The organism is Streptosporangium sp. NPDC087985 (assembly GCF_044741965.1).
GTDB lineage: Bacteria > Actinomycetota > Actinomycetes > Streptosporangiales > Streptosporangiaceae > Streptosporangium.
This window is the reverse complement of sequence record NZ_JBIUTQ010000019.1, coordinates 78479-103899: the sequence shown is the minus strand read 5'-3', so window position 1 is coordinate 103899 and position 25421 is coordinate 78479. Positions and strand designations below refer to the sequence as shown.

Sequence of the window (25421 nt, the reverse complement as noted above, 5' to 3'; positions counted from 1 at the left end):
TCACGCCCTATAGTGAACTATATGGTTCAGTTACTGCTCGACCGTACGTTCGCCGCCCTGGCCGACCCGACGCGGCGCGAGATCCTCGTCAGGCTCAGCCGCGGCCCGGCCTCCGTCAGCGAGCTGGCCGAACCGTTCGGCATGACCCTCACCGGGCTCAAGAAGCACATCCAGGTGCTGGAGGACGCCCGGCTGGTCACCACCGAGAAGGTCGGGCGCGTGCGTACCTGCCGCCTGGGTCCCGACCACCTGGAGGGCGCCATGCACTGGATCGACACCTACCGCCGCCAGTGGGAGCGCAGGCTCGACGGCCTGGAGACCTACCTGGAGCGCAAGAAGGGAAACCAGCAGTGAGCCATGAACTGACCGTGGAACGCGTGTTCAACCACCCTCCGCAGGACGTCTTCGACGCCTTCACCACCGCCGAGGCCCAGAGGGTCTGGTACACCCTCGGACCCGACGGCCCCGACGGAACCTACGTCGAGACCGAATCCGACCCGCGCGTCGGCGGCGAGTGGAACGTCGCCTGGGGCGACTCCGCCGCGCCCTTCCGCGAGCGCAACGTCTTCCAGGTCGTCGACCGGCCCCACCGGCTGGTGATGACCTCCACCGGCTGGTCACCCCAGGGCGACCGGCTCGACACCACGATCGAGGTCACCTTCGAAGACCTCGACGGCAAGACCCGCATGACCGTCACCCAGAGAGGTTTCCCCGACGCCGAGATGTGCGCCTTCTTCCAGCAGCACGCCTGGGCCGGCGCCTTCGACCGGATCGAGCGCTACCTGGATCTCCCGGAGAGGAGCAGTGTCGGCTGAACCACGCCGCCGCCGACACCGGCAACGAGTCCTGGCGCGGGGCGATGTCGCTGCGCTGGGTGCTGGTGCACATGGTGGAGGAGTACGCCCGGCACAACGGCCAGGCAGACCTGCGGCGCCAGCGGATCGACGGAGCAGTGGGCCAGTAGCCGGTACTACATTCGTAGATCTTGAGGGGGTGATATTGGGGGCGTGGGCCAGCAAGCCGCACACCAGATCCGCGAAGGTCGCCTCCGGCTCAGGCTGCTTGAACAGCGGATCGGCGATCCGCGCGGTCAGCGCCGCGAGTTCGGCATTCCAGGACACGACGAGATCGTAGGTGGGGCATGAGGTCACTCGCAGGCCACCGCCCATCAACCCCTGGTCACGCTGGCGAATCGATTAACGATCTACAGATGTAGTACAGAGGCCGCGTGCGCGTTTCCGTCGGTATATGAGTTGACAGGCGCATCTTGAATCGGTCCTATGAACATCGGCCGGCATGCAGCAGGAGCCGTCGTCCAGTCGCGTCGTCTGTTTCGTGTGCTGGTTTCACTCTAGGTAAAGAAGGTATTCATGGGTGTCGGCAAGATGCATGCGGACGAGATAGACCATGACGTCCCTCTGGTGCGCCGATTGGTCGCTGCGCAGTTTCCGCAGTGGGCAGACCTTCCCGTCGAGCCGTTCGATTCCTCCGGCACGGAGAATGCCATCTACCGGCTCGGCGATGACATGACTGTGCGTCTACCCCGCAGGCCTGGTCCCACAGCGCAGGTGGCGAAGGATCTGCGGTGGCTACCGAGGCTCGCTCCACTCCTCCCGGTGCCCATTCCCGTCCCGCTCGGCGAGGGGGAGCCCGCTGAGGGCTATCCCTCGCCCTGGTCCGTCTATCGTTGGCTCGACGGCGAGAACCCGTCCGCCGACCGCCTGACCGAACCCAGCCTGCTCGCGAAGGATCTGGCGGAGTTCGTCGCCGCGTTTCGCCGGATCGATCTCCCGGACGGACCGCCTGCCTACCGAGGTGGGCCGTTGGCGATGCTGGACGCTCCGACGCGCACTGCGATTGACGACCTGCGAGGAATGGTCGACACCGACGCGGCGACCGCGGCGTGGGAGGCCGCCCTGGAGACTCCCGGGTGGGCAGGCCCACCCGTCTGGATCCACTCCGACCTGATGCCCGGGAATCTGCTGGTCGTCCAGGGACGGCTCAGCGCCGTCATCGACTTCGGCACCATGGGCGTAGGAGACCCCGCCTGCGACCTGATCGTCGCATGGAACCTTCTCCCAGCCGGCGTGCGCAACGACTTCCGCACTGCCCTCCAGGTTGACGACGCGACCTGGGCACGCGGACGCGGCCGGGCCCTGTCCATCGCACTCATCGCGCTCCCGTACTACAAGGACACGAATCCGGTGTTCGCGGCGAACGCGCGGCACGTGATCCATGAAGTCCTCGCCGATCACGAGAATGCCCCATGAAGGCCCTCGGAGAGACGCGCCAAGTCATCGCCGGAATCGGCACGGAGCCACCAGTTCCCGGCGTGACTTCGGTGAGCACATGCACCTGAACGACCGGCTGATCAACGGCTAAAGGGTGTCCGAAAAGTCGATAAATGGGCATGTTGGTGGTTTGGTGACCCGTTGTGGAGTACGGGAGGCCGCCGATGACGAGGAAGCGTGCCGCGTAATGGCCGAGGACGTGCTCTCAGGGGATGCGGCCGACGCCGCCGAACAGACCGGGTTTGGTGACGTCGGGAGCTTCCTCCCACTCGTTCTCCGGACGCCAGGCCTGTACGGGAACCACCCCGGGTTCCGCCAGTTCGAGACCGTCGAACCAAGCGGCCAGCTGTTGGCGGCTGCGGGAGACGACCCCGCCGGCCCCGGTGTTGGTGTAGACGTCACGTCCCCTCTGCTGACTGCTCGACGGCAGTTCCCCGGCGTGGCCGTGTGAGATGACCAGGTGGCTGCCCGCGGTCAGGGGGCTACACAGTTCGCGCACGATACGCGCCGCGTCACGGTCGTCGGGGACGAAGTGCAGGACGGCCAGCAGGAGGATGCCGACAGGCTGCCCGAAGTCGATGTGGGCGCGGACCGCCTCATGGCCGAGAACCGAGCCCGGATCGTTCAGATCGGCGTCGACCACGATGGTGTTGGGATTGTCGGCGAGCAGCGCCCGTCCGTGAACGAGCACGAGCGGGTCGTTGTCGACGTAGACGATCCGCGACTTGGGTGCCACGTTCAGCGCGACCTCGTGGACGTTCTGCTGGGTGGGAAGCCCGGCGCCGATGTCGATGAACTGCCGCACGCCGGCATTCACCATGTGCCGGACGGCGCGGCTCAGGAACTCCCGGTTGGTGCGGGCGCTCTCACGCGCGTTCGGGACGATCTCGATGATCTTCTCCGCCGCGATCCGGTCCGCGGCGAAGTTGTCCTTGCCGCCCAGGTAGTAGTCGTACATCCGAGCGACGCTCGGAATGCTCGGGTCGACCCCGGATGGCGCTTTCTCTTGGTGGCTCATGGCATCCTCTCCCTTGCTGTGGCGCATATTAGAGGAATAGCCACCCGTTGTGGATCATGTCAGGAAAAAAGAGGAATCGCTCTGATCGCTCCGTCCCTCGTCGGTCTCTCGCAACCCGCGGCGGCTGACCCCAGATCGTCGAGGACATCCCTCCAGAGACGAGCCTCTGAAGGGATGTCCTCGGACCGGATCAGGCTCGCGGGCGGAAGTCGTCCGCGTGGTGAGCGGCCCACTGGGCGTAGGTGTACGGCGGGCGCCCGGTGACCTGCTCGACGGTCGGCAGCACCTGCGCCGTCCTGCCGACCGCCGAGGCGAGCATGTCGAGCATGAAGTCGACCGCCTGCGGGGGCAGCAGGCCGAGCAGGTGCTCCCTGGCCTGCTCCCTCGGCAGTTCCTCGAACCGCAACGGGCGGCCGATCGCCTCGCCGAGGATCCGTACCCGCTCGATCTGGGTCAGCGACTCCGGTCCGCTGAGCAGATGTGCCTCTCCGGAGTGCCGGTCGAGCAGGGCACGGACGGCGACCGCGGCGATGTCGCGTTCGTCGATCGGTGCCGCGGCCGCGTTTCCGTACGGCGCGCGGACCACGTCGCCATCCGCTGTCTGTGCGGCCCAGTCGAGGTCGTTGGCCATGAACATGCCGGGCCGTACGTGGGTCCACGACAGGCCGGACTCCTCGACCGCCCGCTCGCATTCGAGGTGCCGGTCCCCGATCCAACTGGGCGCCGGGAAGGTCACCGCCCCTGAGGACAGCAGCACCACGTGCTGAAGCCCGGCCTCCTTTCCGATCCGGAGGAAGTCGCCGAGCGAGCCGAACACGGGAAACAGGAAAGCCCGTTCGACGCCGTGCAGCGCGGCCGGCAGGGTCTCGGGCCGGGTCAGGTCGCCCGGCAGCACCTCGACGCCGTCCGGGAGCCCGGCACGGTCAGGGTGACGGGTGATCGCCCGCACCTTCTCGCCCTCGTCGAGCAGCTGTCGTACGACGTTGCGGCCGACGTTTCCGGTCGCGCCGGTTACCAGAATCATGATGAGTTCCTCCGTAGTGGATGTACCGCGTATGCGGGCTGTAGGCGTGGAACAGGAAGGTCTGGTCCAAGAATCTCTGACGGGTCGCGGGAGAAGCCGTTCCGTGGCGGCCGGGTCACCGCGCGTCGGACCTCTTAGGCCCGGTGACGAGGAAGACGGTGAGGGCCGCCACGACGAGGAAGACGGCGCCCGCCGTACCGGCGACGGTGCCGAGCAGCGCGATGCCGAGTGAGGCGCCGACCTGCATGGAGGTCATCACGGTGGCGCCGGCCACCGCGGTGTCCGGGCCCGCGTTGAGGGTCGCGGTGCTGTTGGCGGTCACCAGCACCCAGCCGTTACCGAGTCCGAGCAGCACGAGGATCGGCAGCAGCGGGAACGCGTAGCCGCTGTCGGCGCGGAGCAGGCCGAGCAGCACGAGCGCGAGCGCGGTTGACAGCAGGCCCGAGCAGAGCAGCAGCCGCACCGGGGCGTGTTCCAGGGATCTCTTGACGACGCGTATCCCGAGCATGATGGCGGCGGTGTACGGCAGGAAAGCGAGTCCCGCCAGGAGGGGAGAGAAGTTCAGAATGTTCTGCATGAAGAAGGTGAGGAAGAAGAACGCGGCGAAGTTGCCCGCCGCCATGCACAGGACCGCCAGATAGGCGCCGCCCCGGCTGCGGTCCAGGACGACGCGCAGCGGCAGCAGCGGCTGGGTGACCCGGCTCTCGACCAGGACGAACAGCGCCAGCAGGGCCAGGCCCGCCACGAGGCTGCCAAGGGTGATCGGCGCGCTCCAGCCGTCGGACCGGACCCGGGTGAGGCCGAAGACCAGCGCCATGAGCCCGGAGGTGGCCAGAACAGTGCCGGTGACGTCGGCGACCTCGCGTAATCAGGTGTCGCCTATTCGATCTCCCCCAGCACCGGCTACACCGCCAAGGTCGCCAAGAACGCCGACTGGATCCGCGTCGACCTGACCAAGGCAGAACACGGCACAGCCGTTTTCTGCCTTGGCGGAGAGCGTCGCACCGACACCTGGACCTACTGAACCGACCACATCAGGACGAATGAGAAATCCAGTTCCGTCCTGCGGTTCAGCGGGATATCGATCTTGACTCTGTGGGCGATCTCATTACGGCTGATGCCTAATCCATGAGCGATGAGCCGTTCGGGGCGGACTGGCACGGGATCGTCGAAGGTGACCGTGATCTGAAGGGGCCACGGATCCTCGGGAACGGGAGGTGCGTGGAGTTTCCAGCACCCGTCCCAATCGAGCGCGAAGTTGACCAGGAGCCAGACGTCGAGAAGTTTGCCGTTGGCGTTGACGCGGAACCTGCCGTTGCCGATGCCGGCCGATGCTCAGCTCAGGCGGGCTCGCAGAAGGCAGAATTCGTTGCCTTCGGGGTCGGCCAGGACGTGCCAGGGCTCCTCGCTGCTCTGGCCGATGTCGGCCGGGCGCGCCCCGAGCTTCAGGAGGCGTTCGAGTTCGGCGTCCTGATCGCGGTCGGTGGCGTTGACGTCGAAGTGCAGCCGCAGCTTGCCCGCCTTGGGCTCGGTAGTGGGGCTGAAGATCAGAGTCGGCTGCAATCCGCCGAACCCTTCCTGCGGTCCGATCTCCACCGCGCCTCCGTCCTCGGTGTCGAGCACGACGAAGCCCAGTACCTCGCACCAGAACGCCGCCAGCCGTTGCGGGTCCTGACAAGGGATTATCAGTTCGGAAATGCGACAAGCCATGATCGGCACCCTACAAGGCGTCAACCGCACGCAGCCAATCCTTAAACGGGGGCCTTCCCCGCCGGGTAGCCCCGGGGAAGGCCCGAACACATGAGGACGTCGCACCGGCAGCCTGGCCGAATCGCCGAGGTCACCGGGATCATTGCGGGAGGGTGATGGCGTTGGCGGCCTTGCTGATGGGCTCCATGATCTTGGCTAGCATGCGGTCCTTGCCGGGAATGCGGGCCATCAGCCCCAGCATCACCATCGAGAAGCGCACCTGGCTCTTGCTGCGTATCACCATCCGCTTGATGTTCGCCGGTCCGAGCTTCTGGTTTTCGTGGACGAACGGTCGCATCCGCCGCTCGTAGGCGTTGAAAGCGGCCACGTGGTCGCCACCGGCGGCGGCCAGTTCCGCCGCGAGGACGTAGGCGCCGACCAAGGCGAGGCTGGTGCCCTGTCCGGAGGCGGGCGAGGCGCAGTGAGCCGCGTCGCCGATCAGCGCGACACGCCCGGTGGACCAGCGGTCCATGTGGACCTGGCTGAGGGAGTCGAAGAGGAAGTCGGGGGAGTCGCTGACGTCCTGCAGTAGCCGGGGGACCTCCCACCCCTCTCCGGCGTATGCGGAGGTCAGGAGCCGTTCCTGCTCGGCGCGGTCACGGTGGTCGTACGACAACGGTTCGGAGGCGAACAGGAACATGGCCTTGGCTCCGGCCTCTCGCGCGGTGCTGTAGGTCAGCGCCGTGCGGCCGGGGCCGACGTAGGTAAGCTCCTCGCGGTCCAGGTTGAGGTGGTTGGGCACGGTGAAGACCGAGACGTAGTAGCCCATGTCGCGGACGAACCGTTCGTCGGGCCCGAAGGCCAGCTCCCGGGTGGTGGAACGCATGCCGTCCGCCCCCACCACCAGGTCGAAGACCTCGGTCCTGCCGCTGTCGAAGGCCACCTTCACCCCGTCGGGGGTGTCGCCGAGGGAGGCGATGGAGTCACCGAAGAGGTACTCGACGCCATCTTGGGTCCTGCCGTACAGGAGCTGGTGGAGGTCACCGCGCAGGACCTCGGCGTCGCTGTGCTCCCGCCCGCCGAAGGTGTCGCCGTCCATGCTGGCCACCTTCTTGCCTGCGGCGTTCACGACCGAGCCGGACCGCACCTCGGTGCGCATCGCGCGCACCTCCTCCATCAGGCCCATCCGCTCGATCACCTGTAGCGCCGCGCCTCGGATGTCGATTTTGTAGCCACCGGTCCGGACCGCAGGGGCGCGCTCCACCACGGTGACAGTGAAACCGTTGCGCCTCAGCCAAAAGGCCAGGGAGATGCCGGCGATGCCGGCGCCGGAGACGAGGACGTTGGTGTTCTTCACGGGGGGCTCCTTGGTTCCTACGGGGATGCCCCGACTGTACACATGTATTACACAACTGTGCAAGAAGAATGTATGAGACAGATGTCCTATCCATGCGGTAGCCTCGACGCCATGGGTAATCGCGAGGATCTGCTGGCTGGGGCCAGGCACTGTCTGCTGGAGAAGGGCTACGCCCGTACGACCGCCCGCGATATCGCCGTTGCTGCGGGGGTTAGCCTGGCCGCGATCGGCTACCACTTCGGGACGAAAGAGGCGCTGTTGAGCGAGGCCCTCAAGCAGGCGTTGCAAGAGTGGGGCGACAGCGTGGAACAGGTTCTGGCCACCGACCCTGGCGCTGATCCGGCGGATCGGTTCGAGGCGACATGGGACGGGGTGGTTCAGTCATTCGCCGATGACAGATCTCTGTGGGCCGTCCAGTTCGAACTCCTGGTCCACATCGATAACAATCCCGAACTCCGTCAGATGTTCACCGAAGCCAACCGGGCCGCCCGGCTGGGGCTGGTCGACCTGTTCGGCCTCTCCGTCCCCCAAGGCCAGGAAGAAAGGCTGGGGGCATACCTCCAGATGCTGATCGCCGGCGCGGCGGCGCAGTGGCTGGTGGATCCGGACTCCACACCATCCGGTTCCGATCTGCGCCGATCCGCCCTGGCACTTGCCGCCGCACTCAGCCACCAGGGCGTGTTCTGAACCACGGACAGGCCCTGGTCGCTCCGCTGTGGCGGCGCGGCCGTTGACCTCGTCCTCTCAGCGTCCGCCGTCGCGTGCCGCGCCGATCGCGGCGAGTGTGACCAGGGCGATCGCCGTCACCTGTACCGGACCGGCGGCCTGACCGAGGAAGATCACGCCGATGACGAGCGCCACCGCGGGTTCCAGGCTCATGAGGGTGCCGAAGGCGGCGGTGGTGAGCCGTCGCAGGGCGAGCAGTTCCAGCGCGTACGGCAGGACCGGCACCAGCACCGCCAGGCCCGCGCACGTCAGGAGCACGTCCCAGGAAAGGTTCCCGGCGGCCTGCGGTGCGCCGACGAAGGTCAGGGCGATCGCCGAGGCCGGCACGGAGACCGCGAGGCCTTCGAGTCCCCGGAAGCGGTCGCCGATCCGCTGGGTGAGCAGGATGTAGACGGCCCAGGTCACCGCCGCCCCGATCGCGAACAGCACGCCGAGGCCGTCGATCATCCCACGCCAGGGCTGGGTCAGCAGCAGCACACCGGTCAGGGCGAGCAGCGGCCAGGCCAGCCCGTACCTGCCCGACCGGCGAGCCACGGCGAGGGCGAGGGGGCCGAGAAGGCTGATCGCCACCTCCGTGGCCAGCGGGATCCTGGCGACGGACTCGAACACGAACACGGCCGTCGCGGAGCTCACCACGCCGAGCGCGCCCGCCGTGGCGAGGTCCCGGGCCGGCCGGCCCCGCAGCCGGGGCCGGGCGATCGCCAGGAAGATCAGGGCGGCGAAGGAGTTGCGGAGCCACGCGGTGCCCGCCGCCCCGATCAGAGTGAGCAGCGGCACGGACAGGGCGATGCCGGTGTACAGGCTGGTCATGGAGCCGAGCGTGAGAATCGCCGCGCCGCTTTGAAGAACCGGCCGCGATTTTTCCTGATGAATCGTCACGGACGATATGGCACAGGTATCCGGCTGTCCGCGTCTACCGCGAGATGACGGACAGAACATCCGCTAAAGATGGACTATGGAAACCCGGTTACTCCGTACCCTGGTCGAGCTGAACCGGCGCGGCACGATGCGCGCGGTCGCCGCGGCCACCGGATACGGCACCTCGGCGATCTCCCAGCAACTCGCCGTCCTCGAAAGGGAGATGGGAACCGCGCTCACCGAGCGGACCGGCCGCACGGTCCGGCTCACCTGGGCGGGGCGCCGCCTCGCGGAGCACGCGGAACGGATCCTCGCGGCCGAGGCGGAGGCCCGCGCGGCGCTGGACACCGGCAGCGAACCGAGCGGCGTCCTGAAGATCGCGGCTTTCGCCACCGCCATCTCCGTCGACATCCTCCCGATCGCCAGGCGGCTCGCCGTCTCCCACCCGCGGCTCTCCCTCGAGGTGCAGGAGCGCGAGCCCGCCGAGGTCGTCCGGCTGCTGGCCGACGGGGAGGTGGATCTGGGCTTCGGCTACGACTACAGCCTGGTCCAGCGCTTCCACGACGACGGCGGCGCGGTGCGGCTGATGTGCACGACCCCGCTCATGCTCGCCGTCCCCGCCTCCATGCCGGCTCCCGGCCGGATCGCCTCCCCGGACGACCTGCGGGCCTTCGCCGACGCTCCCTGGGTGGTGAACTCGCGGGGGGAGGACGACGGTGAGCTGGTCCGCCGGATGGTCGCGACGGCCAAGGTCGCGCACCGGGCCGACAGCCTGGGGCTGGTCCTCGACATCGTCGCCGCCGACTTCGGGGTGGCCCTGGTCCCGGTCTCCGCCCCGCCGCGCGACGGGGTCGTCTACGTGCCGATGCCGGGCCTGGACGTGCACCGCCGCATGTTCGCCCTCACCCGCCCCGGCGAGCAGGGGCGTCCGGCGATCGCCCTGGTCAGCGAGCTGGTCTCGGCACACGTGGGAGTGGTCGGCTCCCCGCTTCCTACGCCGGATGAGGTGCGACCCTCGTGAGACCGGCGCTCTCCGCCTCCACGGGGCGGTCATCTGGGAGGCGCGGTGGCCGGGGCCCTTTTACGCGGCGAGCCCCATGGTTGCGGTGAAGCGCGCCGGAGCGAGGAGCGCGGTGCGGCCGATTCCCGCAGCGGCGAGGTCGACCGGGCGCAGCCGTGTCTGCATGCCGGCGGTGGCGAGAAGCCGATCCAGGAGGTGCCAGCCGGCGAAGGACGTGGCCCGTTCCGCCAGACCCGAATCGATGGGGACCGAGCTGTCTCGATACCCCTGCCAGAAGGCTGAGATGAGCGGCCGGACCTGCGCGATCTCGACGCTGCCGCGTTCGACGATCAGGTCGTGCGAGAGCGTCGTATCGGGGCCGTGGAATTTGTCCACGTCGGAGTTGATTTTGCGGATGGCGTGATACAGCCACTCTCCGGCGAAGGCGCCCACGTCGCGCGCGGGGTCGGCGATCCGTGACTCCTCCCAGTCCAGCATGTAGAGCTGATCCGCGTCGAGGAGGAACTGGTCCAGCCGGAGATCACCGTGACACGGTTTCAGCTCGATCTGCGACTGCTCCCTCTCGCGCAGGGTCTCCAGGGCGGCGATGAGCGGCCGATCTTTCTGCAGCAGGGTCCAGTAGTGCAGCTCGGCGACGCGCGCTGCGGAGAACATCGTCAGCGGGATCGCGTGCAGGGCCCAGACGGGAGGCAGCGGATGCGGCGAGCCGTCGATCGCCGCCGGCAGTTGATGGAGCGCGCCGACGCTCTGCCCGGCCCGGTAGGCCAGGTCGGCGTCGAACTCGCCCTTGGTGGCGAGGTCGTTTCCCGCGCGCCCGTTCTCGAGCCATTCGAAGACCAGCAGCCGGCTCTCCTCGTCGACGCCCAGCAGCGGAGGGCAGCGGAGGGTGTCTCGGGAGTGGTGGGAGATCAGGGACTGAAGATCCAGCACCCGGCGAAACCTGGTCAACGAATCGTCGCGATCGCCGTCCAGGCGTTTCACGAAGACCCGTTCACCGCTGGTGGTGTGGCCGGCCCAGTTGTTGTTGCGCCCGGGAAAAGCATCGACGGTGCCCGCGTCCAACGTTCCGAGCCCCAGGCGTTCCAGCAGGATGTTGACCTCGGGCACCTCTGACAGGGAAGACGCCTGCAGTTTCTCTTTCTTCAGCATAACTGCCATGTTGACGGGTCCTCTCCCTGTTATCTAAACCCATGGCATTAACTGGTCCGGGGGTGGCGTCAAGGTGTCAGAGTCTTGTCGGGCTTGGCCTGGTTCTGGATTATTGAGTTACCGAGCGGCACTGAGGTTCGGTGAATGGAAAACCTTCGGATATTCATAGGAGAGGTCATGGCTGAGAAGGACCTGGTCGACGGTTACGACGCTTACACCAACGCCGAGGAGCTCGCGTTCGACGAGGCGGGCGAGGAGGAGACCCCGAGCACGCCGTGGTGTGTTCTGAGCATCGTGGTCACCGCTTCGGCCGGCTGCTGATAGTAGCTGGGCGTTTTCCCTGCTGAATTGTGCCCACGTGCGCCGTCAGGTGTACGTGGGCACAGCCATGTCATGAGGCGGGGGAATGGGGGTTTGTGGCATTAACTGGTCTGGGGGTGGCGTCAAGGTGTCAGAGTCTTGTCGGGCTTGGCCTGGTTCTGGATTATTGAGTTACCGAGCGGCACTGAGGTTCGGTGAATGGAAAACCTTCGGATATTCATAGGAGAGGTCATGGCTGAGAAGGACCTGGTCGACGGTTACGACGCTTACACCAACGCCGAGGAGCTCGCGTTCGACGAGGCGGGCGAGGAGGAGACCCCGAGCACGCCGTGGTGTGTTCTGAGCATCGTGGTCACCGCTTCGGCTGGCTGCTGATAGTAGCTGGGCGTTTTCCCTGCTGAATTGTGCCCACGTGCGCCGTCAGGTGTACGTGGGCACAGCCATGTCATGAGGCGGGGGAATGGGGGTTTGTGGCATTAACTGGTCCGGGGGTGGCGTCAAGGTGTCAGAGTCTTGTCGGGCTTGGCCTGGTTCTGGATTATTGAGTTACCGAGCGGCACTGAGGTTCGGTGAATGGAAAACCTTCGGATATTCATAGGAGAGGTCATGGCTGAGAAGGACCTGGTCGACGGTTACGACGCTTACACCAACGCCGAGGAGCTCGCGTTCGACGAGGCGGGCGAGGAGGAGACCCCGAGCACGCCGTGGTGTGTTCTGAGCATCGTGGTCACCGCTTCGGCCGGCTGCTGATAGTAGCTGGGCGTTTTCCCCGCTGAATTGTGCCCACGTGCGCCGTCAGGTGTACGTGGGCACAGCCATGTCATGAGGCGGGGAGAAAAGCACTTATGAGCCGGCCGCGACCAGGACGATGGCACGCTGGTGCCAATATGAGTCAGCTGAGTGCCACAGCCCTACATGGAAAAAATAGTTCCTCCTATTCTCCGTGGTGTGGGAACTGACAATGTGGTTGCGGTAGTGGACGATTACCGGCTCACCGCCGAGCTGGAAGCGGTGCTCGGGGCGGTGGACATCGCCCCGGACGGGCTGGGCGCCCGGGTGGGCGAGCGGGTCGTGGAGGTCGACGGTGTGCGTGCCCTCTGGCCGGCGCTGAGCACCGCGCTCTACGAGACCTTCCACAGCGGGCACGCGCATGATCCCAGCACCCGGCCGGGGACACGGGACCCGGCGCTGGAGGCCGCGCTGACCGCAGGGGTCCCTCACCGTCACACGACGACTCTGGCCCGGGTCCATGCCGGTGAGAACGCCTCCGACACCGGGTGGGTCGTCGACCTGCTGGATGTCAGGGTGCGGGTCCCCGCCGAGCGGGTGGTCGCGGTGGAGCCCGATGGCCGGGCGGTGATCCGGGCAGATGCCATCCGGCCTGCTCTCTCTCCCGGATTCTTTCTGTGTGACGGTTCGGCGGGCAGCGTGCTGGGTGCCGGGCCGATCCTGCGCTTCTACGTTCATCTGGCCGACGCCACGTTCACCCCGGCCGCCTGGTCGGCCGCGCTGGCGACGTTGGAGGCGTGGAAGGTCCCCTACAGGGCCAAGGCGTTCTCCAACCCGGCTGGATACCCGCGGCGTGACGCCCTGGTGATCTATTTGGAGGAGGCGGGCTGGCCGGCGTTGGAATCGCTGGTCGAGGTGGTCTCCGCGCTCCCCGGTCTCGTCGACGACACCTCGTCCTTCGCCAAGCGCGTCGGGCCCGGCCTGGCGATCGCCTGGGATCCGGCCGACGACCGGACCGGCATGCGCAGGCTGAGTTTCGGCGAGCACCGCTCCCGCGTCGTCGCCGAGGGCCTGATCAAGGGCACCGCCGAGGGGATTTCGCGGGCCACCGCGGTCATCGCCGCCCTGCGGGCGGCCGGCATCGATCCGGCGGAGCCGTTCCGCAACCGCACCTCGCCACTCCTGCCGATTGGAGCGTGACGCTGTGAGCCGAGTATCAGTGATCTTTCCCAGCCAGCCTGGCGACGCCTCCGAGGTGCAGCCGTACGCCGAGCTGGTGAAGCGCGGAGCGGCCTCGCGGTTGTGGATGGGGCAGTCTCTGCGAGCGGAGACGCACCACGTCCTCGCGTATCTGGCTGGAAACGGCTACCGGGTGCCCGCGGGTACCTCGGTGGCGTTGATGCCGCTGCGCCATCCGTTTGAGGCCGCCGTACAGGCACGTTCTCTGGCTCTGCTCACCGGCCACCCCGTGGTGGCGGGGCTCGGTGCCTCGGCACCCGAGTTCGTGACCCAGCTCAACGGAGTTCCCTACAGCCGTCCGGCCACGATGGCCGGCGAATATCTGTCAACAGTCCGTACCCTGCTCAGCGGGGGAAGTGTCCGAGGGTTCGTTCTGCCTCCCCTGCGTCACCCCCGTGTCGAGGTGGGTGCCGGAGTGCTCCGTCCAGGAATGGCCAGAGTCGCGGGAGCACACGCCGATGTGGCGATCACCTGGATGACACCCCCCGAATACATAGAGGATGTCCTGGCCCCGGCGCTGCATGAGGGCGCAGGGGAACACCGGGACCCACCGCGGATCGCCACCGTGGTGCATGCGGCGGTGGACCGTCCCGGACGTCCCAGCGTCCGGCTGGCCTATCTCGCCGCGCAGGCTCATCTGCGCTCTGCGCACTACACCGACATGCTCCGCCGGGCCGGGCTGGACGTCGACCCGGACGATCCCGGCACCGGTGCCCGGACGCTGGTAGAGTCCGGGATTTTCGCCACCGGTACGGCGGAGCAGATCGCCGGACGGCTCCGCGACTACCACCGGGCGGGAGTGGACGAGGTCATCGTCAACACCGCGGGAGTGTTCTTCGCCAGGGGGAGCCGGGCCGCACTCGCCGACGCCGAAGAGATCTTGAGCGCTCTGGAGGTGGGCGATGCCAGAGACTGACTTTGTATATCCGGACTTTTCGGGAAAGCGTCTGCTCGTCGTCATCACCGGCGCGCTTTCGGCGGCCTTCATCCCCGGCTGGTTGAGCTGGTTGCGTGCGGGCTACCCCGATCTCGTGATCCGCCCGGTCGTCACGCGCAGCGCGCAGCGCTTCGTCACCCTGGACGCGATGACCACGCTCTGCGGCCAGCGGGCGGTGTCCGACGAATGGCCCGCCCACGTCACGCAGGGGGCGCCGCACGTCGAAATGAGCCAATGGCCCGACACGATCTTCGTGTATCCGGCCAGCCTGAACTTTCTGGCCCGGCTGGCGCTGGGGATGGGCGACACCCCGGCCCTTCTCGCGCTCCAGTGCGCCACGGTGCCGATCGCGCTGGCACCTTCCCTCCCACCGCACGGGCTCAACAGCCCCGCCTACCGGAGTCACAAGGCTGCGCTTGAGCAGCGTCCCAACATCGTCATCGCCCCGCCGAAGCCGGGCATGAGCATCTCCACCGGGCAGTTGGACGCCTCCGTCGCGGCTCCGATGTCTCTTCTGGTCAGACTCGTCGAACAGCGCCGGATCCGGGCGGTCCGTCTCCCCCTCGGAGAGACCGCATGACGCCGACCCCGGTTCACGAGTTCGGCACCGCGTTCATGCGGACCTCCGTCTACCGGAATGGCGCGGAGTTCGCCTGGGTCCGCAGGCCCGGCCCCGCCTACCGGCTCCCGTTACCCGATCTGCCGGCGCGGCTCGGCGCCCTGCTCGGTTCCGTTCACCCGGCGCTGAGTCTGCCGGTCATCGACGACGGCCTGCGCTACCGGAGCGGGGGCGCGCTGCCGGCCGCCGGCTGGCTGGCCTTCGACGAGGAGCCGGCCGGCCCCGTACTGGAATCGGCGTTGCGCGAGATCGCCACGGCACTGGCCGGACTGCACGCCCGACCGGCACCCCCGCAGATCGTCCGGCGCCATCCCGGGGTGACCCGGCTCGCCGCCTGGTTCGACGACCGACACGACGCCGCCCCCGCGTTTCATCTGAGCCACCGGGCGAGAAAACGCCTGGGCCGGACCCGCTGGACGCGGTTAGAGGAGCTGTGCGGGCAGTTCTGCGCCGCCGGAGGGGACACCCTGCTGCACGGCGCGCTCAGCATGGCGTTGATCGTTCCCTCACCTGACGGGACCGGTGTCCTGCTGACCGGCGAGGACCTCGCGCGCGGTCCCTGGTGGCTCGACCTCGGCTGGCTCATCGCCGAGCTCATCGAGCTCGACCAGGCGGTCAAGGCGGGCATCGCCCCTGCCCTGGACTTCACCTATCCGGCGCTGTGCGCCGCGCTCCTGGAGGGTTACGGACGTACCCCGGACCTCTCGGCCATCGGGGGGCTCGGGGTGCTCCGCGTGCTCACCCACGCGCGGGACTACGCCACCTATGTCGGCTGGGACGACCAGCTCCTCACCTACGTCGACATCGCCGCTGTTCTGTTCGACGAGCAGATCGGCGAGGTCGCCGCCAGAGCGATGACGGAACGCGACCCCTCCATACCGAGAAAGTGATGGTCAGCATGATTACCTCGCCGTATCCGGTCGCCCCGCGGCAGGACGTCGTGGACGATTTCCACGGCACCCCTGTCGCCGACCCCTACCGGTGGCTGGAGGATCCGACCACTCCGGCCACCAAGGACTGGCTGGCGGCCCAGGACGACCTGTACCGGGAGTACGCGGCCGATTTCCACGGCCACGAGTGGTTTCGACAGCGGGTGGGCGAGCTGCACCGGACGGGAATCGTCGGGCCGCCCTCCTGGCACGGCGAGCGCCATTTCTTCATGCGGCGTACAGCCGAGCAGGAGTACATGGTGCTCTACACCGTCGAACCCGACGGCACCGAGCGGGCCCTGCTCGACCCGGCCACGCTGGACCCGGCGGGAAGGACCGTCATCGACTCCTGGCAGCCGTCGGCGGACGGCCGGCGTCTGGCCTACCAGGTGTCGATGGGCGGCCAGGAGGAGTCCATCCTGTCCGTGCTGGACGTCGCGACCGGCGAGATCATCGATGGCCCTGTCGGCCGTTGCCGCTACTCGCCGGTCGCGTGGCTACCCGACGGCCACTCCTTCTTCTACGTCCGCCGGCTCCCCGCCGACCAGGTACCGCCGGGTGAGGAACGTTTTCACCGTCGGGTCTACCTCCACCGTGTCGGGACGGATCCGCGCGACGACGTTCTGATCTTCGGCGAGGGGCGCGACAAGGCCAGTCACTACCGGGTGAACCTCAGCGGAGACGGCCGATGGCTGACGATCTCCGCTTCACTGGGCACCTCGCCCAGCAACGACCTCTGGATCGCCGATCTGTCCGCGTCCTCGCCGCAGGCCCCGCTGCTGAGAGTGGTGCAGGAGGGGGTGGGCGCGCACACCGCGCTGCGCGTCGGCCGGGACGGGCGGGCTTACCTGATGACCGACCGGGAGGCTCCCCGCGGGCGTCTGGTCGTCGCCGATCCCGCCGATCCGCGCTACGAGAACTGGCGGGAGCTGGTCCCGGAGGACCCCGAGGCGGTGCTCGGCGACTTCACGATCCTCGACGGCGAGGAGCTCGCCGCCCCCGTTCTCCTGGTCAGCCGGACCCGGCACGCTGTTGGCGAGATCTCCCGGCACGACCTGCGCAGCGGTGCCTTCCTCGGCGCCGTCCCCACTCCGGGGATCGGCACCGTCGGCGGCATCTCCAGCCGCGCCGAAGGCGGCTGCGAGGGATGGTTCGTCTACACCGACAACGTCACCCCGGTCTCGGTCCAGCGCTACGACGCGCGCACCGGTGAGACCTCCCGCTGGGCCGCGGCGCCCGGCGGCACCGAGCGCACTCAGGTGCAGAGCCACTCGGTGAAGTTCCGGTCCAAGGACGGCACGCTCGTCCGGATGTTGGTGCTGGCTCCGCCCGGCACGGGCGAGGTCCCCCGGAAGGCACGGTCCTGCATTCTCAGCGGCTACGGCGGGTTCGGCGTTCCCATGGCTCCTGGCTTCTCCCCGCAGGCTCTGGCCTGGGTAGAGGCCGGTGGCGTCTATGCCGTCGCCCAGCTCCGCGGGGGAGGCGAGGAAGGCGAGGAGTGGCACCGGGCGGGCATGCGCGGCAACAAGCAGAACGTCTTCGACGACTTCAACGCCGCGGCGGAGAAGCTGATCGCCGACGGTTGGACCTCTGCCGGGCAGCTGGCCATCACCGGCGGATCCAACGGCGGCCTGCTGGTCGGCGCGGCGCTCACCCAGAGGCCCGAGCTGTATGCCGCCGTGGTCTGCTCGGCTCCGCTGCTGGACATGGTGCGCTACGAGGGCTCGGGTCTCGGCGCCGCGTGGAGATCGGAGTACGGCTCCGCCGGCGACCCCGAGCAGTTCGGCTGGTTGTTCGGCTACTCGCCCTACCACCGCGTCCGCTCCGATGTGGAATATCCGGCGACGCTGTTCACTGTCTTCGATTCCGACACCCGGGTCGATCCGTTTCATGCCCGCAAAATGTGTGCGGCGCTTCAGTGGGGGACGATCTCCGTCGACCACGCCATTCCCGTCCTGCTGCGTACGGAGTACGGAGTGGGACACGGCGCTCGGGCGGTAAGCAGCTCGGTCGAACTCGTCGCGGACACCCTCGCATTCTGCGCCACCTATACCGGCCTCACCATGGATTGAGCCGAGGCCCAGGTCGCAGAGCACGGACGGGACCGGGAACCTCCGCGGGAGCTCCCGGCCCATGGGTTTTCCATGTTCACTTGGTGTCACGTGGCATCTCCTTCCTCCTCCGTCCCCGTACGGCGGTCTATCTTTCAAACACGCCAGACAGAAAAGATCGATCAGCCCATTCGGAGGAAATGCCATGAACGCGTTCCGTCGCATTGTCGCCATGATCGCCATCGCCGCCATCGTCGGTGTCGGCGTATCTTCTTTCACCGCATCCGCGCATGCCGCGGACATCAGGGGAACGCTCGCCGGCGAATTGGAGAAGAACATCTCCGGTGACCCGTGGAAGGGCGCGGTCGGCCCGCGGGAGTCTGTTCTCGGTGACCCGTGGAAGGGCGCGGTCGGCCCGCGGGAGCCTGTTCTCGGTGACCCGTGGAAGGGCGAAACTGCTTGATCATTGGCTGGAGCGGGGCGGAGCCTGGGGAGCCGTGGCATCCGCCCCGAAAACAGAGAACAGGACCGACCGGTGCGGACGGGATCCGGGGTTATTTGATCCAGCCGTGCTTGGCCGCCAGGACGCCGGCGGTGAACCGAGTCTCCGCCGAGAGCATTTCCATGATCGTAGATATATGCCGCCGTACCGTACGCAGGCTCATTCCCGTGCGGTTGGCAATGGACTCGTCCTTGAGGCCGAGGGCCATCATCTCCACCAGCTGAAGTTGCAGTTCGCTCGGCGCATTCGGCTGGCCCGGCATGGGAGCCGGCATGGCCCCCGACGACGACGTCACCGGGGCGGCGCGAGCCCACAGCAGTTCGAAGTAGTGGCGCAGGGCCTTGACCACGACCGGCGCCTTGATCAGGATGACCCCGCTCGCTCCGCTGGGGGTCAGCGGAAGCATCGCGGCATCCTCGTCGACAAGTTTCATCTTCATCACCAGGTTTCGGATAATCCGGACTTCCTCCCCCTCTGCGATGGAGTTCTGGATGATGTGATAGCCGACCTCGTTGTCAAAATACTCGGTCGAGTAAATCGAACGGCAACGGACCTTTCGGGAGGTCACTCCGAGGGGCGGTGGAGCCGAGTCCTCCTTCCGTAGCGGGATGTCGAATCTCCACGTATGCAGACCGAGAAAGTCGGACTGGGCCGAGTTGATGAGCGACAGTGAGAGGGAGAGGATTTTCTGTGGATCGGTCAATATCTGCACGGCCTCTTCCGGGTCCTGCTCGAAAACGAGCCGGGAGAAGGCCCGCTGGATACCGTTGAGCCGGTTGTGCGCATTGATCAGCTGACCGCTCGACTTCGTCAGTCGTTCCTGCAGGTCATGAATGATGTCCCGGAACGCGAGGGTGGGGTCGGTGGGCCGGAGGGTGGTCACGTCGCCGTCGAGCACGCGGTGGACCAGCCCCCGGTTTATCAGTTCGACGAGGCATTCCGCTGATCCGGCGTACTCAACGGCATCCTCCTCGGAGCACTCTCCCTGACGGAGAAAAGACGCATAACCGTCGGCAAGCCTATTCGGCAGCAACCCATCGAGGAGCTCCGCGATCTGGCCGATGGAGTCATCGAGATCTTCAGATTTCTTATGCACCGAGAAAGTCCGCTCCCGAGACGATCTGCTGTCACTCGTAGTGATCACTGTAGCGCCAGATCGTGTACATTCAACCTTTTTTACGCTACGAACGCATGGTGCTACTGCAAGTGATCATGTGGGGGTTGGTGCCATATGGCATTTTTTCCCTCCCGGGGGAAGTCTCCTCTGCTTAGCCTTCGACTCAATCGGCGCGCCGGCGACGAACGATACGACATATATAGGAGCAGCCTGTGGAAACGTCTGTCGACCTCCCAATAGCGATAATCGGAAGCGGGTTTCTGCGGACAGCGCTCCTGCGGCAGCTGGGCACCCGCTGTCCCGGGACGCGCGTGCGGGTCCTCAGTCCGGTCGCCCCGGATCCGGTCTCGGGAGTTCACCTCGAGCACGTCCAGGGGCGGCTGACCGACCAGAGCGCGCTCTATGCCGCGCTCACCGGCGTCGGCGCCGCCATCCATCTGGGAATGGAGGCTTCCTCGGGTCATCGAGGCCATACCGTGTCCAATCCGTACACGGTGAACGCCCGCGGTACCGCCGCGCTCACCTCCGCGGCGATCACCCAGGGCTGCCGGCACGTGATCTACTGCTCCACCGCGGATGTCTACGGCGACGCGCCGGGCCGCCTCCTCGACGAGGGCGACCCCGTCGCCCCGCACACCCGGCCGGCGCGGGCGAAGGTCATCGGGGAGCGTCTCGTCGAGCAGTTCGGCACCCTGCCCGGCCGCCTGTCCACCATCGTGCGGCCGTTCGGCCTGTACGGCCCCGGGCAGCCCGCGGGATCCACCATGGGCAGGATTCTCGCCTGCGCACTGTCCGGGCACCCGATCACCCTGCCCGGCGGCGGCACCCAGCTGCGGAGCTTCACCTACATCGACGATGTGGCCCGGGGCGTCATCGCCGCGCTGCGCCGCACCAACACCGCTGTCGCGCCGCACGCCTGCTACAACATCGCCTCCCTGGAGACCTTCAGCATCCGCGACGCGGCCAAGCTGGCCATCAGCCTGATCGGCGGCGGCAGCGTCGTCAGCGTCCCCCGGATCTCCTCCCGGCGCCATTCGGCGCACGAGCGGCCGATCACCGTCCAGATCCCCTCAACTGAGCGCGCCGCCAACGAGCTGGGTTTCCGATCCACCACGTTGCTCACCGAAGGACTGTCGCGATGCATCCCGCACGCCCACCTCACCGCTCCGGCGCGGGAGCTGGTCACAGCCTGACAAGTGGCAGGTTCTCCCTCCTCGCGCTCCGCGTCCCGCACTACCGTCCGTACCCGAAGGAGGTGACGTGGTGAATCCGTCCGTGGTCGAGCTCACATCCGAACTGATCCGGTGCCACCCCATCTATCGGAGCCTCGGTGTCTTCGACGCCCTCGACATCGCCGAGCTGCAGTTGAAACGGCTTGGTCTCGACTGTGACGTCCGCCCGCGTGGCAGAGGGCGCCAGATCACCGCGACCCATGCCTTCGCCCAGGACGGGCCGCACGTCATCGTGAACGGCCACATCGACATCGAATCCGTCGCCGACGAGGCGGGCTGGTCCGTCCCGGGCCTGTGGCGCAGCGGCAACCTGCGCGAGGGCCGGATCCACGGCGCCGGCGCCAACGACATGCTGGGCGGGGTGGCAGTCACCATCGCGACCCTCCACGAGCTCGTCAGGCGTGAGGAACTGACCGGGAGGATCACCGTTCAGTTCGTCGTCGGCCGGCATCTGGGCGGCGCGGGCACCGCCGACCTGCTCGCCGATCTCGACCTGCCCGGCGTGGACCTGGCCGTCCTCACCGAACCGACCGATCGGCATGTCTGCACGGCCGCATACGGCTCCGTCCAATATCGGCTGAGCTCCACCGGAACCGCCGGTGCCATGGCCGGCGCCACGGACCGGGAGAACGCCGCGACCCACGCGGCGATGGCCCTGCTGGCGCTGAACACCGCCAACAGCCGGCTCCAGGAGATCTACCCGACCAGGCAGGGGATCCGCTACATCCTGCCCGGCATGATCCACGCCGGAGAGGAGGCCGCGGTGCCCGCGACCGAGGCGCAGGTGGACTTCGCGATGGCCCTGCCGCCGTTGCTGCCCGAGGAGGTGGCGCTGGAGGTGGTGCGGCAGAGTCTGCTCGATCGGTTCGCCGCGTCCGACACGCCGCTGCCCGTATGGGAGCGCTACGGCCCGCACTTTCCGCCCACAGACCTCGGCCACAGCGCCTTCGCCGCGCTCGTCAGGAACGTCAACCCGGCTCTGCGCTGGTGTCAGTACCCGTGCCCCAGTGATGCCCGGGTCTTCCAGGACGCCGGCATCCCCGTCGTCCTCTACGGGCCGGGAGACCACTCCCGCACCCGGCGTCCCAACGAGTACGTCGAGACCGGCGAACTCTACGAATCCGTCACCACGCTCAGCACAGCGCTGAGCCGCTGGCTCTCCGAGGGGAGTGAGTCGTGATGCTTCCAGCGCCGCGCCGACCGGCCCAGGACGTGGACGCCGCGCAGATCTACACAATCCTGCAGACCAGCTCACAGCTCCGCGTCGAGGAGATCGCCGAGCAGCTCAACGGTGAGCCGGAGAACGTATGGCGATGCCTGCGCCTTCTGGTCGACCTCGGACTGCTGCGCTACGGGGAGGAAGGCCGTTTCACAGTTGTCCGTCCAGAAACGGGCATGACAATCCTGCTCTCCCGAGCGCAGGCGCAGCTGGCGAGGTCCCTGGCGGTCGACGCCACGTCCGCCGCGGCGGGAACACCCGAGCGTGGGACTGCCCCGGCATCCGCGGGCACGGCCATCTCCTCGCGGGAGTGGCAGGTGCTGCAGTTGCTCGCCCAAGGCTGTACCGACGAAGCGGTCGCCCGCACCTTGGATGTCTCATTGCGCACCGTCCGCCGCGTCACCGCTGATCTGATGGCGCGACTCGGTGCTCGCAGTCGATTCCAGGCGGGGCTCAACGCCTCCCGCATCTTCGCGGAGAGAAGTCTCAACCGTCCGCCGCACATGCGGCCAGCACATCCAAACCCCCATCGCCAGATGGACCAGAGTCATGGGAAACGGCATCATGCGGCCATTACCGCGAAACGATGATGCCATTAATGACAGCTTAATCAAGCAAACATAGAGAGCAGCCATCGAAAGCGTCAACGGTAATGGCACCAACCTGCCTCCATGACCTCAGAAGGATTGGGCATGAACGAAACAACCCGGGCGACCCTGCCTAATGGATTGCGACTCATCCTGGCGCCTGACCCGTGTGCCTCCATGGTGGGAATCAGTTTGCACTACGGCGTCGGATTCCGTTCCGAGCCGCGGGGGAAGACCGGCTTCGCCCATCTTTTCGAACACCTGATGTTTCAGGGAAGCGAGACCGTCGCGGCAGGCGAGCACGGCCGCCTCGTCCAGGCCGCGGGGGGCAGCTTCAACGGTTCTACCGGCCCTGATGCCACCAACTTCTATCAGACGGTGCCCAACTCGGCCATCGAGCGGGTGCTCTTCCTGGAGGCGGACCGGCTCCGCTCGCCGCGCCTCACCGAGCGTGCGCTCGTCACCCAGCTCGCCGTCGTGAAGGAGGAGATACGGAGGAACGTCATCGGTAAACCCTACGGGCGGTTTCCCTGGCCGGTGGTGCCACAGACCCTTTATCGGAACTTCGCCAACACCCATGACGGTTACGGCGACTTCAGCGATCTGGACCGGATGACGACGGAGGACTGCGAGCAGTTCTTCGACGCCTACTACCATCCGGGCAACTGCGTTCTTGCGATTTCCGGCGACTTCATCCCCCACCAGGTCGCCGGACTCGTCGACAAATATTTCTCCGAAATTCCCGCGAAAGCGGTCACAGATATTCCAGGAAACCCGGCCGTCGAATTTCCCGAGCCCCACCGCGTCGGGGAGTTCGAACAGGTCCAGTTCGACGAGCGCGCACCGATGCCGGCGGTGGCCCTGGGCTACCGGCTGCCGGATCCCGCCACCGCGCTGGGCGACTACCTCGCGCACATGGTGCTGTCCACGGTACTCACCGACGGCATGACCGGCCGGCTCAACCGCAGGCTCGCCGAGAGCGGCCTGGGCACGGTCACCATCAGGTCGGGGTGCGGTCTGGTCGGCGGACCGCTGCGTGCCCGCGAGCCCGACACCTTCGTCATCAGCGCCTACCACCCGCAGGACGTCAGCGACGGGCAGATCGTGTCCGTCATCGACGGTGAACTCTCCCGGCTCCTCACCGCGGAGGTTCCCGAGGAGGAGCTGAGGGGCGCGGCCATGCGTTCGGCCGCCGCCTGGAGCCGCGCGCACGACCAGGTCGGCCGGCGGGCCCGGACCTACGGCCGGCTCGAATCACTCTTCGGCGCGGCCGAGCTGACCCACGACCTTCCGCGTCTGCTGGGCAAGGTCACCTCCGCCGAAATCGCCGCCGCGGCGCAGCGGCTCCATGACGGCGCCCGCGCGCGGGTGAACGTACGGCCGGCCCCGCCGGCCCAGTCCGTGCCGACGCCGATCCGTTCGACCAGCGGCCCCGGCTCCCTGACGGCACCCCCGCCGGAAGAGCAGCCCTCGCAAGCCGCCCAGCTGCCGCCGATGGCCCCGCTGCAGCCGGCACAGCCCAGCCCCATAACCGACGTCACCCTCGACAGCGGACTGCGCGTGGTCGCCATCCGCTCGGACTCCGTCCCCCTGATCTCTCTGCGGCTGCGCATCCCGCTGCCAGCCGGATGCGACGCCGCGGCGGCAGCCGTACTGGGGGCGATGTTGCTCCGGCAGAGCCGTTGCGCGGGGGGCGCCGAGCTGGAGCACGCCGGGTGGACGGTCGTGCCGCTGGCCGACACCCGGCAACTCATCCTGTCCGGCAACGGGCCGGCTGTGGCGATCGCCAAGGTGTTGCGGATCCTCGCCACGGCGCTCGCCGACCCGGCGGGATACGACGCGGCCGACGTCGACACCACGCGGACACTGATCGCCCAGCAGATCACGGCGCTGAACGCCCACCCGGCGACCGTCGCCCGAGCGGCGCTGCGCCGACAGCGGCTGGGCGATCACCCGGGAATCCGGGAGTACGCCTCGGCCGACGCGGTGGCGATCATCACCGCCGCCGACCTCGAAGCGTTTCACTCCGCGCGCCTGTCGCCGGCCGAGGCCGCCCTGGTACTCGTCGGCGATCTCGACCCGGACCTGATCGTCCGCCAGGTCATCGAGGCGCTGAGCCCGTGGCGGAGCGTGCGGGCGGCCGGGGAGCTCCACCTGCCCGACGACGGCCGACAGCGCGGGCCGTACCCCGCACGACGCGGGTTCGAGGTGATTCACCGCCCCGGGGCGGCACAGACCCAGATCCGGTTCGGTGCTCCGTGGGCCGAGCCCGAAGATCCGATCTTCCCCGTGCTGGAGATCGCCAATGCCGCGTTCGGCGGGCATTTCTCCTCGCGGCTCTCCACCGAACTGCGGGAAAAGCGCGGCCTGACCTACTCGGCCCGATCGGTCATCGAACCCGATCAGGATGGCTCCACCCTGACGGTGAGCTTCGACACCCGCAAGGAAACGGCCGACCAGGCGATCACGGAGTTCTATCGCGTCGTCGACGAGGTGACCAGCATCCCGTTCGACGTCACCGAGTTCGAAAACGCCAGAGACCACACGATCGGCAGATGGCTCGCCGGGGTGGAAAGCCAGAGTGACCTGGCCAACGCCATCACCGGCCGGCTCGCCCTGGGGCTCCCTCCCGCGGCCATATTCGACTACAGCAGGCAGCTCGCGACAGTGCGTTACGAGGACGTGCGCTTGGCGAGCCAGAAGTTCATCACCCCCGATGTGTTCGCCGGGGTCGCCATCGGGGACGCGGACAGCATCTCACCCGACCACCCGATCATGGCCGGCAGCCGTTAACCCTCTAGTGCAG

The 25421-nt window shown here is 67.5% G+C and carries 27 protein-coding genes and 1 pseudogene; 19 read left to right on the top strand and 9 right to left on the bottom strand.

Annotation, left to right across the window (positions count from 1 at the left end; all coding sequences use genetic code 11):
• Window positions 1-21: 21 nt before the first annotated feature.
• The 4 genes and pseudogenes from ACIN94_RS27120 to ACIN94_RS27105 all read left to right on the top strand — a co-directional run bounded on the left by ACIN94_RS27120 (window position 22) and on the right by ACIN94_RS27105 (window position 2270).
• Window positions 22-354, top strand: a complete 333-nt coding sequence (locus tag ACIN94_RS27120; RefSeq protein ID WP_400711651.1) for an ArsR/SmtB family transcription factor — start codon at window positions 22-24, stop codon at window positions 352-354.
• Complete coding sequence (locus tag ACIN94_RS27115; RefSeq protein WP_400711648.1) at window positions 351-815, top strand: SRPBCC domain-containing protein; 465 nt, start codon at window positions 351-353, stop codon at window positions 813-815. The genes ACIN94_RS27120 and ACIN94_RS27115 overlap by 4 nt, the downstream gene beginning before the upstream one ends.
• Window positions 816-835: 20 nt before the next feature.
• Window positions 836-964, top strand: a pseudogene (locus tag ACIN94_RS27110) (DUF664 domain-containing protein); the annotation flags it as partial.
• 406 nt (window positions 965-1370) lie between these two features.
• The gene (locus ACIN94_RS27105; protein ID WP_400711645.1) at window positions 1371-2270 is read left to right on the top strand and encodes an aminoglycoside phosphotransferase family protein; all 900 of its coding nucleotides are present in this window, start codon (window positions 1371-1373) and stop codon (window positions 2268-2270) included.
• Between the two features lie 226 nt (window positions 2271-2496).
• Here ACIN94_RS27105 and ACIN94_RS27100 read toward each other — a convergent pair whose 3' ends face one another.
• The 6 genes from ACIN94_RS27100 to ACIN94_RS27075 form a co-directional block, all read right to left on the bottom strand.
• Window positions 2497-3309, bottom strand: coding sequence for an SAM-dependent methyltransferase (locus ACIN94_RS27100; RefSeq protein WP_400711642.1), 813 nt, complete (start codon window positions 3307-3309; stop codon window positions 2497-2499).
• 190 nt (window positions 3310-3499) lie between these two features.
• Complete coding sequence (locus ACIN94_RS27095; RefSeq protein WP_400711639.1) at window positions 3500-4333, bottom strand: NAD(P)H-binding protein; 834 nt, start codon at window positions 4331-4333, stop codon at window positions 3500-3502.
• Window positions 4334-4448: 115 nt separating this feature from the next.
• Window positions 4449-5150 (bottom strand): MFS transporter, encoded by a 702-nt coding sequence (locus ACIN94_RS27090; protein ID WP_400711636.1) that lies wholly within the window; start codon window positions 5148-5150, stop codon window positions 4449-4451.
• Window positions 5151-5350: 200 nt separating this feature from the next.
• On the bottom strand, window positions 5351-5599 hold the full coding sequence (locus ACIN94_RS27085) for a DUF1062 domain-containing protein (RefSeq protein WP_400711708.1): 249 nt from the start codon (window positions 5597-5599) through the stop codon (window positions 5351-5353).
• Window positions 5600-5668: 69 nt separating this feature from the next.
• The gene (locus ACIN94_RS27080) at window positions 5669-6043 is read right to left on the bottom strand and encodes a VOC family protein (RefSeq protein ID WP_400711633.1); all 375 of its coding nucleotides are present in this window, start codon (window positions 6041-6043) and stop codon (window positions 5669-5671) included.
• A gap of 139 nt (window positions 6044-6182) precedes the next feature.
• Window positions 6183-7379 carry an FAD-dependent monooxygenase gene (locus ACIN94_RS27075; protein WP_400711630.1) on the bottom strand — a complete coding sequence of 399 codons (1197 nt, stop codon included), beginning with the start codon at window positions 7377-7379 and terminating at the stop codon, window positions 6183-6185.
• A gap of 111 nt (window positions 7380-7490) precedes the next feature.
• Between ACIN94_RS27075 and ACIN94_RS27070 the strand changes: the two genes are divergently transcribed.
• Window positions 7491-8066, top strand: a complete 576-nt coding sequence (locus tag ACIN94_RS27070) for a TetR/AcrR family transcriptional regulator (protein ID WP_400711627.1) — start codon at window positions 7491-7493, stop codon at window positions 8064-8066.
• A 57-nt stretch (window positions 8067-8123) separates the two neighbouring features.
• Here the strand turns inward: ACIN94_RS27070 and ACIN94_RS27065 are convergent, their stop codons facing one another.
• Window positions 8124-8915 carry an EamA family transporter gene (locus tag ACIN94_RS27065; RefSeq protein WP_400711624.1) on the bottom strand — a complete coding sequence of 264 codons (792 nt, stop codon included), beginning with the start codon at window positions 8913-8915 and terminating at the stop codon, window positions 8124-8126.
• 145 nt (window positions 8916-9060) lie between these two features.
• On the opposite strand from ACIN94_RS27065, the gene ACIN94_RS27060 reads away from it, so the two are divergent.
• Window positions 9061-9984, top strand: a complete 924-nt coding sequence (locus ACIN94_RS27060; RefSeq protein ID WP_400711621.1) for a LysR family transcriptional regulator — start codon at window positions 9061-9063, stop codon at window positions 9982-9984.
• A gap of 60 nt (window positions 9985-10044) precedes the next feature.
• Here ACIN94_RS27060 and lxmK read toward each other — a convergent pair whose 3' ends face one another.
• Window positions 10045-11133, bottom strand: coding sequence for a class V lanthionine synthetase subunit LxmK (gene lxmK, locus ACIN94_RS27055; protein WP_400711618.1), 1089 nt, complete (start codon window positions 11131-11133; stop codon window positions 10045-10047).
• Between the two features lie 177 nt (window positions 11134-11310).
• Between lxmK and ACIN94_RS27050 the strand changes: the two genes are divergently transcribed.
• The 9 genes from ACIN94_RS27050 to ACIN94_RS27010 all read left to right on the top strand — a co-directional run bounded on the left by ACIN94_RS27050 (window position 11311) and on the right by ACIN94_RS27010 (window position 18421).
• Window positions 11311-11454 (top strand): LxmA leader domain family RiPP, encoded by a 144-nt coding sequence (locus ACIN94_RS27050; RefSeq protein ID WP_400711615.1) that lies wholly within the window; start codon window positions 11311-11313, stop codon window positions 11452-11454.
• A 231-nt stretch (window positions 11455-11685) separates the two neighbouring features.
• Window positions 11686-11829 carry an LxmA leader domain family RiPP gene (locus ACIN94_RS27045; RefSeq protein ID WP_400711615.1) on the top strand — a complete coding sequence of 48 codons (144 nt, stop codon included), beginning with the start codon at window positions 11686-11688 and terminating at the stop codon, window positions 11827-11829.
• A gap of 231 nt (window positions 11830-12060) precedes the next feature.
• Window positions 12061-12204, top strand: coding sequence for an LxmA leader domain family RiPP (locus ACIN94_RS27040; protein ID WP_400711615.1), 144 nt, complete (start codon window positions 12061-12063; stop codon window positions 12202-12204).
• Window positions 12205-12402: 198 nt separating this feature from the next.
• Window positions 12403-13383: a T3SS effector HopA1 family protein gene (locus tag ACIN94_RS27035; RefSeq protein ID WP_400711612.1), complete on the top strand. Its 981-nt coding sequence runs from the start codon at window positions 12403-12405 to the stop codon at window positions 13381-13383.
• A 4-nt stretch (window positions 13384-13387) separates the two neighbouring features.
• A complete protein-coding gene (locus ACIN94_RS27030) occupies window positions 13388-14338 on the top strand; it encodes an LLM class flavin-dependent oxidoreductase (RefSeq protein ID WP_400711609.1) in 951 nt (316 codons plus the stop codon).
• Window positions 14325-14939 carry a flavoprotein gene (locus ACIN94_RS27025; protein WP_400711606.1) on the top strand — a complete coding sequence of 205 codons (615 nt, stop codon included), beginning with the start codon at window positions 14325-14327 and terminating at the stop codon, window positions 14937-14939. The genes ACIN94_RS27030 and ACIN94_RS27025 overlap by 14 nt, the downstream gene beginning before the upstream one ends.
• Entirely contained in the window at window positions 14936-15868 is a 933-nt protein-coding gene (locus tag ACIN94_RS27020) for a hypothetical protein (protein WP_400711603.1), read from the top strand. Before ACIN94_RS27025 ends, ACIN94_RS27020 begins: the two co-directional genes overlap by 4 nt.
• A gap of 8 nt (window positions 15869-15876) precedes the next feature.
• A complete protein-coding gene (locus ACIN94_RS27015) occupies window positions 15877-17979 on the top strand; it encodes a prolyl oligopeptidase family protein (RefSeq protein WP_400711705.1) in 2103 nt (700 codons plus the stop codon).
• Window positions 17980-18163: 184 nt separating this feature from the next.
• Entirely contained in the window at window positions 18164-18421 is a 258-nt protein-coding gene (locus ACIN94_RS27010) for a hypothetical protein (RefSeq protein ID WP_400711601.1), read from the top strand.
• A 91-nt stretch (window positions 18422-18512) separates the two neighbouring features.
• Here the strand turns inward: ACIN94_RS27010 and ACIN94_RS27005 are convergent, their stop codons facing one another.
• On the bottom strand, window positions 18513-19556 hold the full coding sequence (locus ACIN94_RS27005; protein WP_400711598.1) for a hypothetical protein: 1044 nt from the start codon (window positions 19554-19556) through the stop codon (window positions 18513-18515).
• Between the two features lie 233 nt (window positions 19557-19789).
• Here ACIN94_RS27005 and ACIN94_RS27000 point away from each other — a divergent pair, with 233 nt between their 5' ends.
• The 4 genes from ACIN94_RS27000 to ACIN94_RS26985 all read left to right on the top strand — a co-directional run bounded on the left by ACIN94_RS27000 (window position 19790) and on the right by ACIN94_RS26985 (window position 25408).
• On the top strand, window positions 19790-20770 hold the full coding sequence (locus tag ACIN94_RS27000) for an NAD-dependent epimerase/dehydratase family protein (RefSeq protein ID WP_400711595.1): 981 nt from the start codon (window positions 19790-19792) through the stop codon (window positions 20768-20770).
• A gap of 67 nt (window positions 20771-20837) precedes the next feature.
• The gene (locus tag ACIN94_RS26995) at window positions 20838-21989 is read left to right on the top strand and encodes a M20 family metallopeptidase (RefSeq protein WP_400711592.1); all 1152 of its coding nucleotides are present in this window, start codon (window positions 20838-20840) and stop codon (window positions 21987-21989) included.
• Window positions 21989-22618 (top strand): LuxR C-terminal-related transcriptional regulator, encoded by a 630-nt coding sequence (locus ACIN94_RS26990; protein ID WP_400711702.1) that lies wholly within the window; start codon window positions 21989-21991, stop codon window positions 22616-22618. Before ACIN94_RS26995 ends, ACIN94_RS26990 begins: the two co-directional genes overlap by 1 nt.
• Window positions 22619-22720: 102 nt before the next feature.
• A complete protein-coding gene (locus tag ACIN94_RS26985) occupies window positions 22721-25408 on the top strand; it encodes a M16 family metallopeptidase (protein ID WP_400711589.1) in 2688 nt (895 codons plus the stop codon).
• The last annotated feature ends 13 nt before the right edge of the window (window positions 25409-25421 follow it).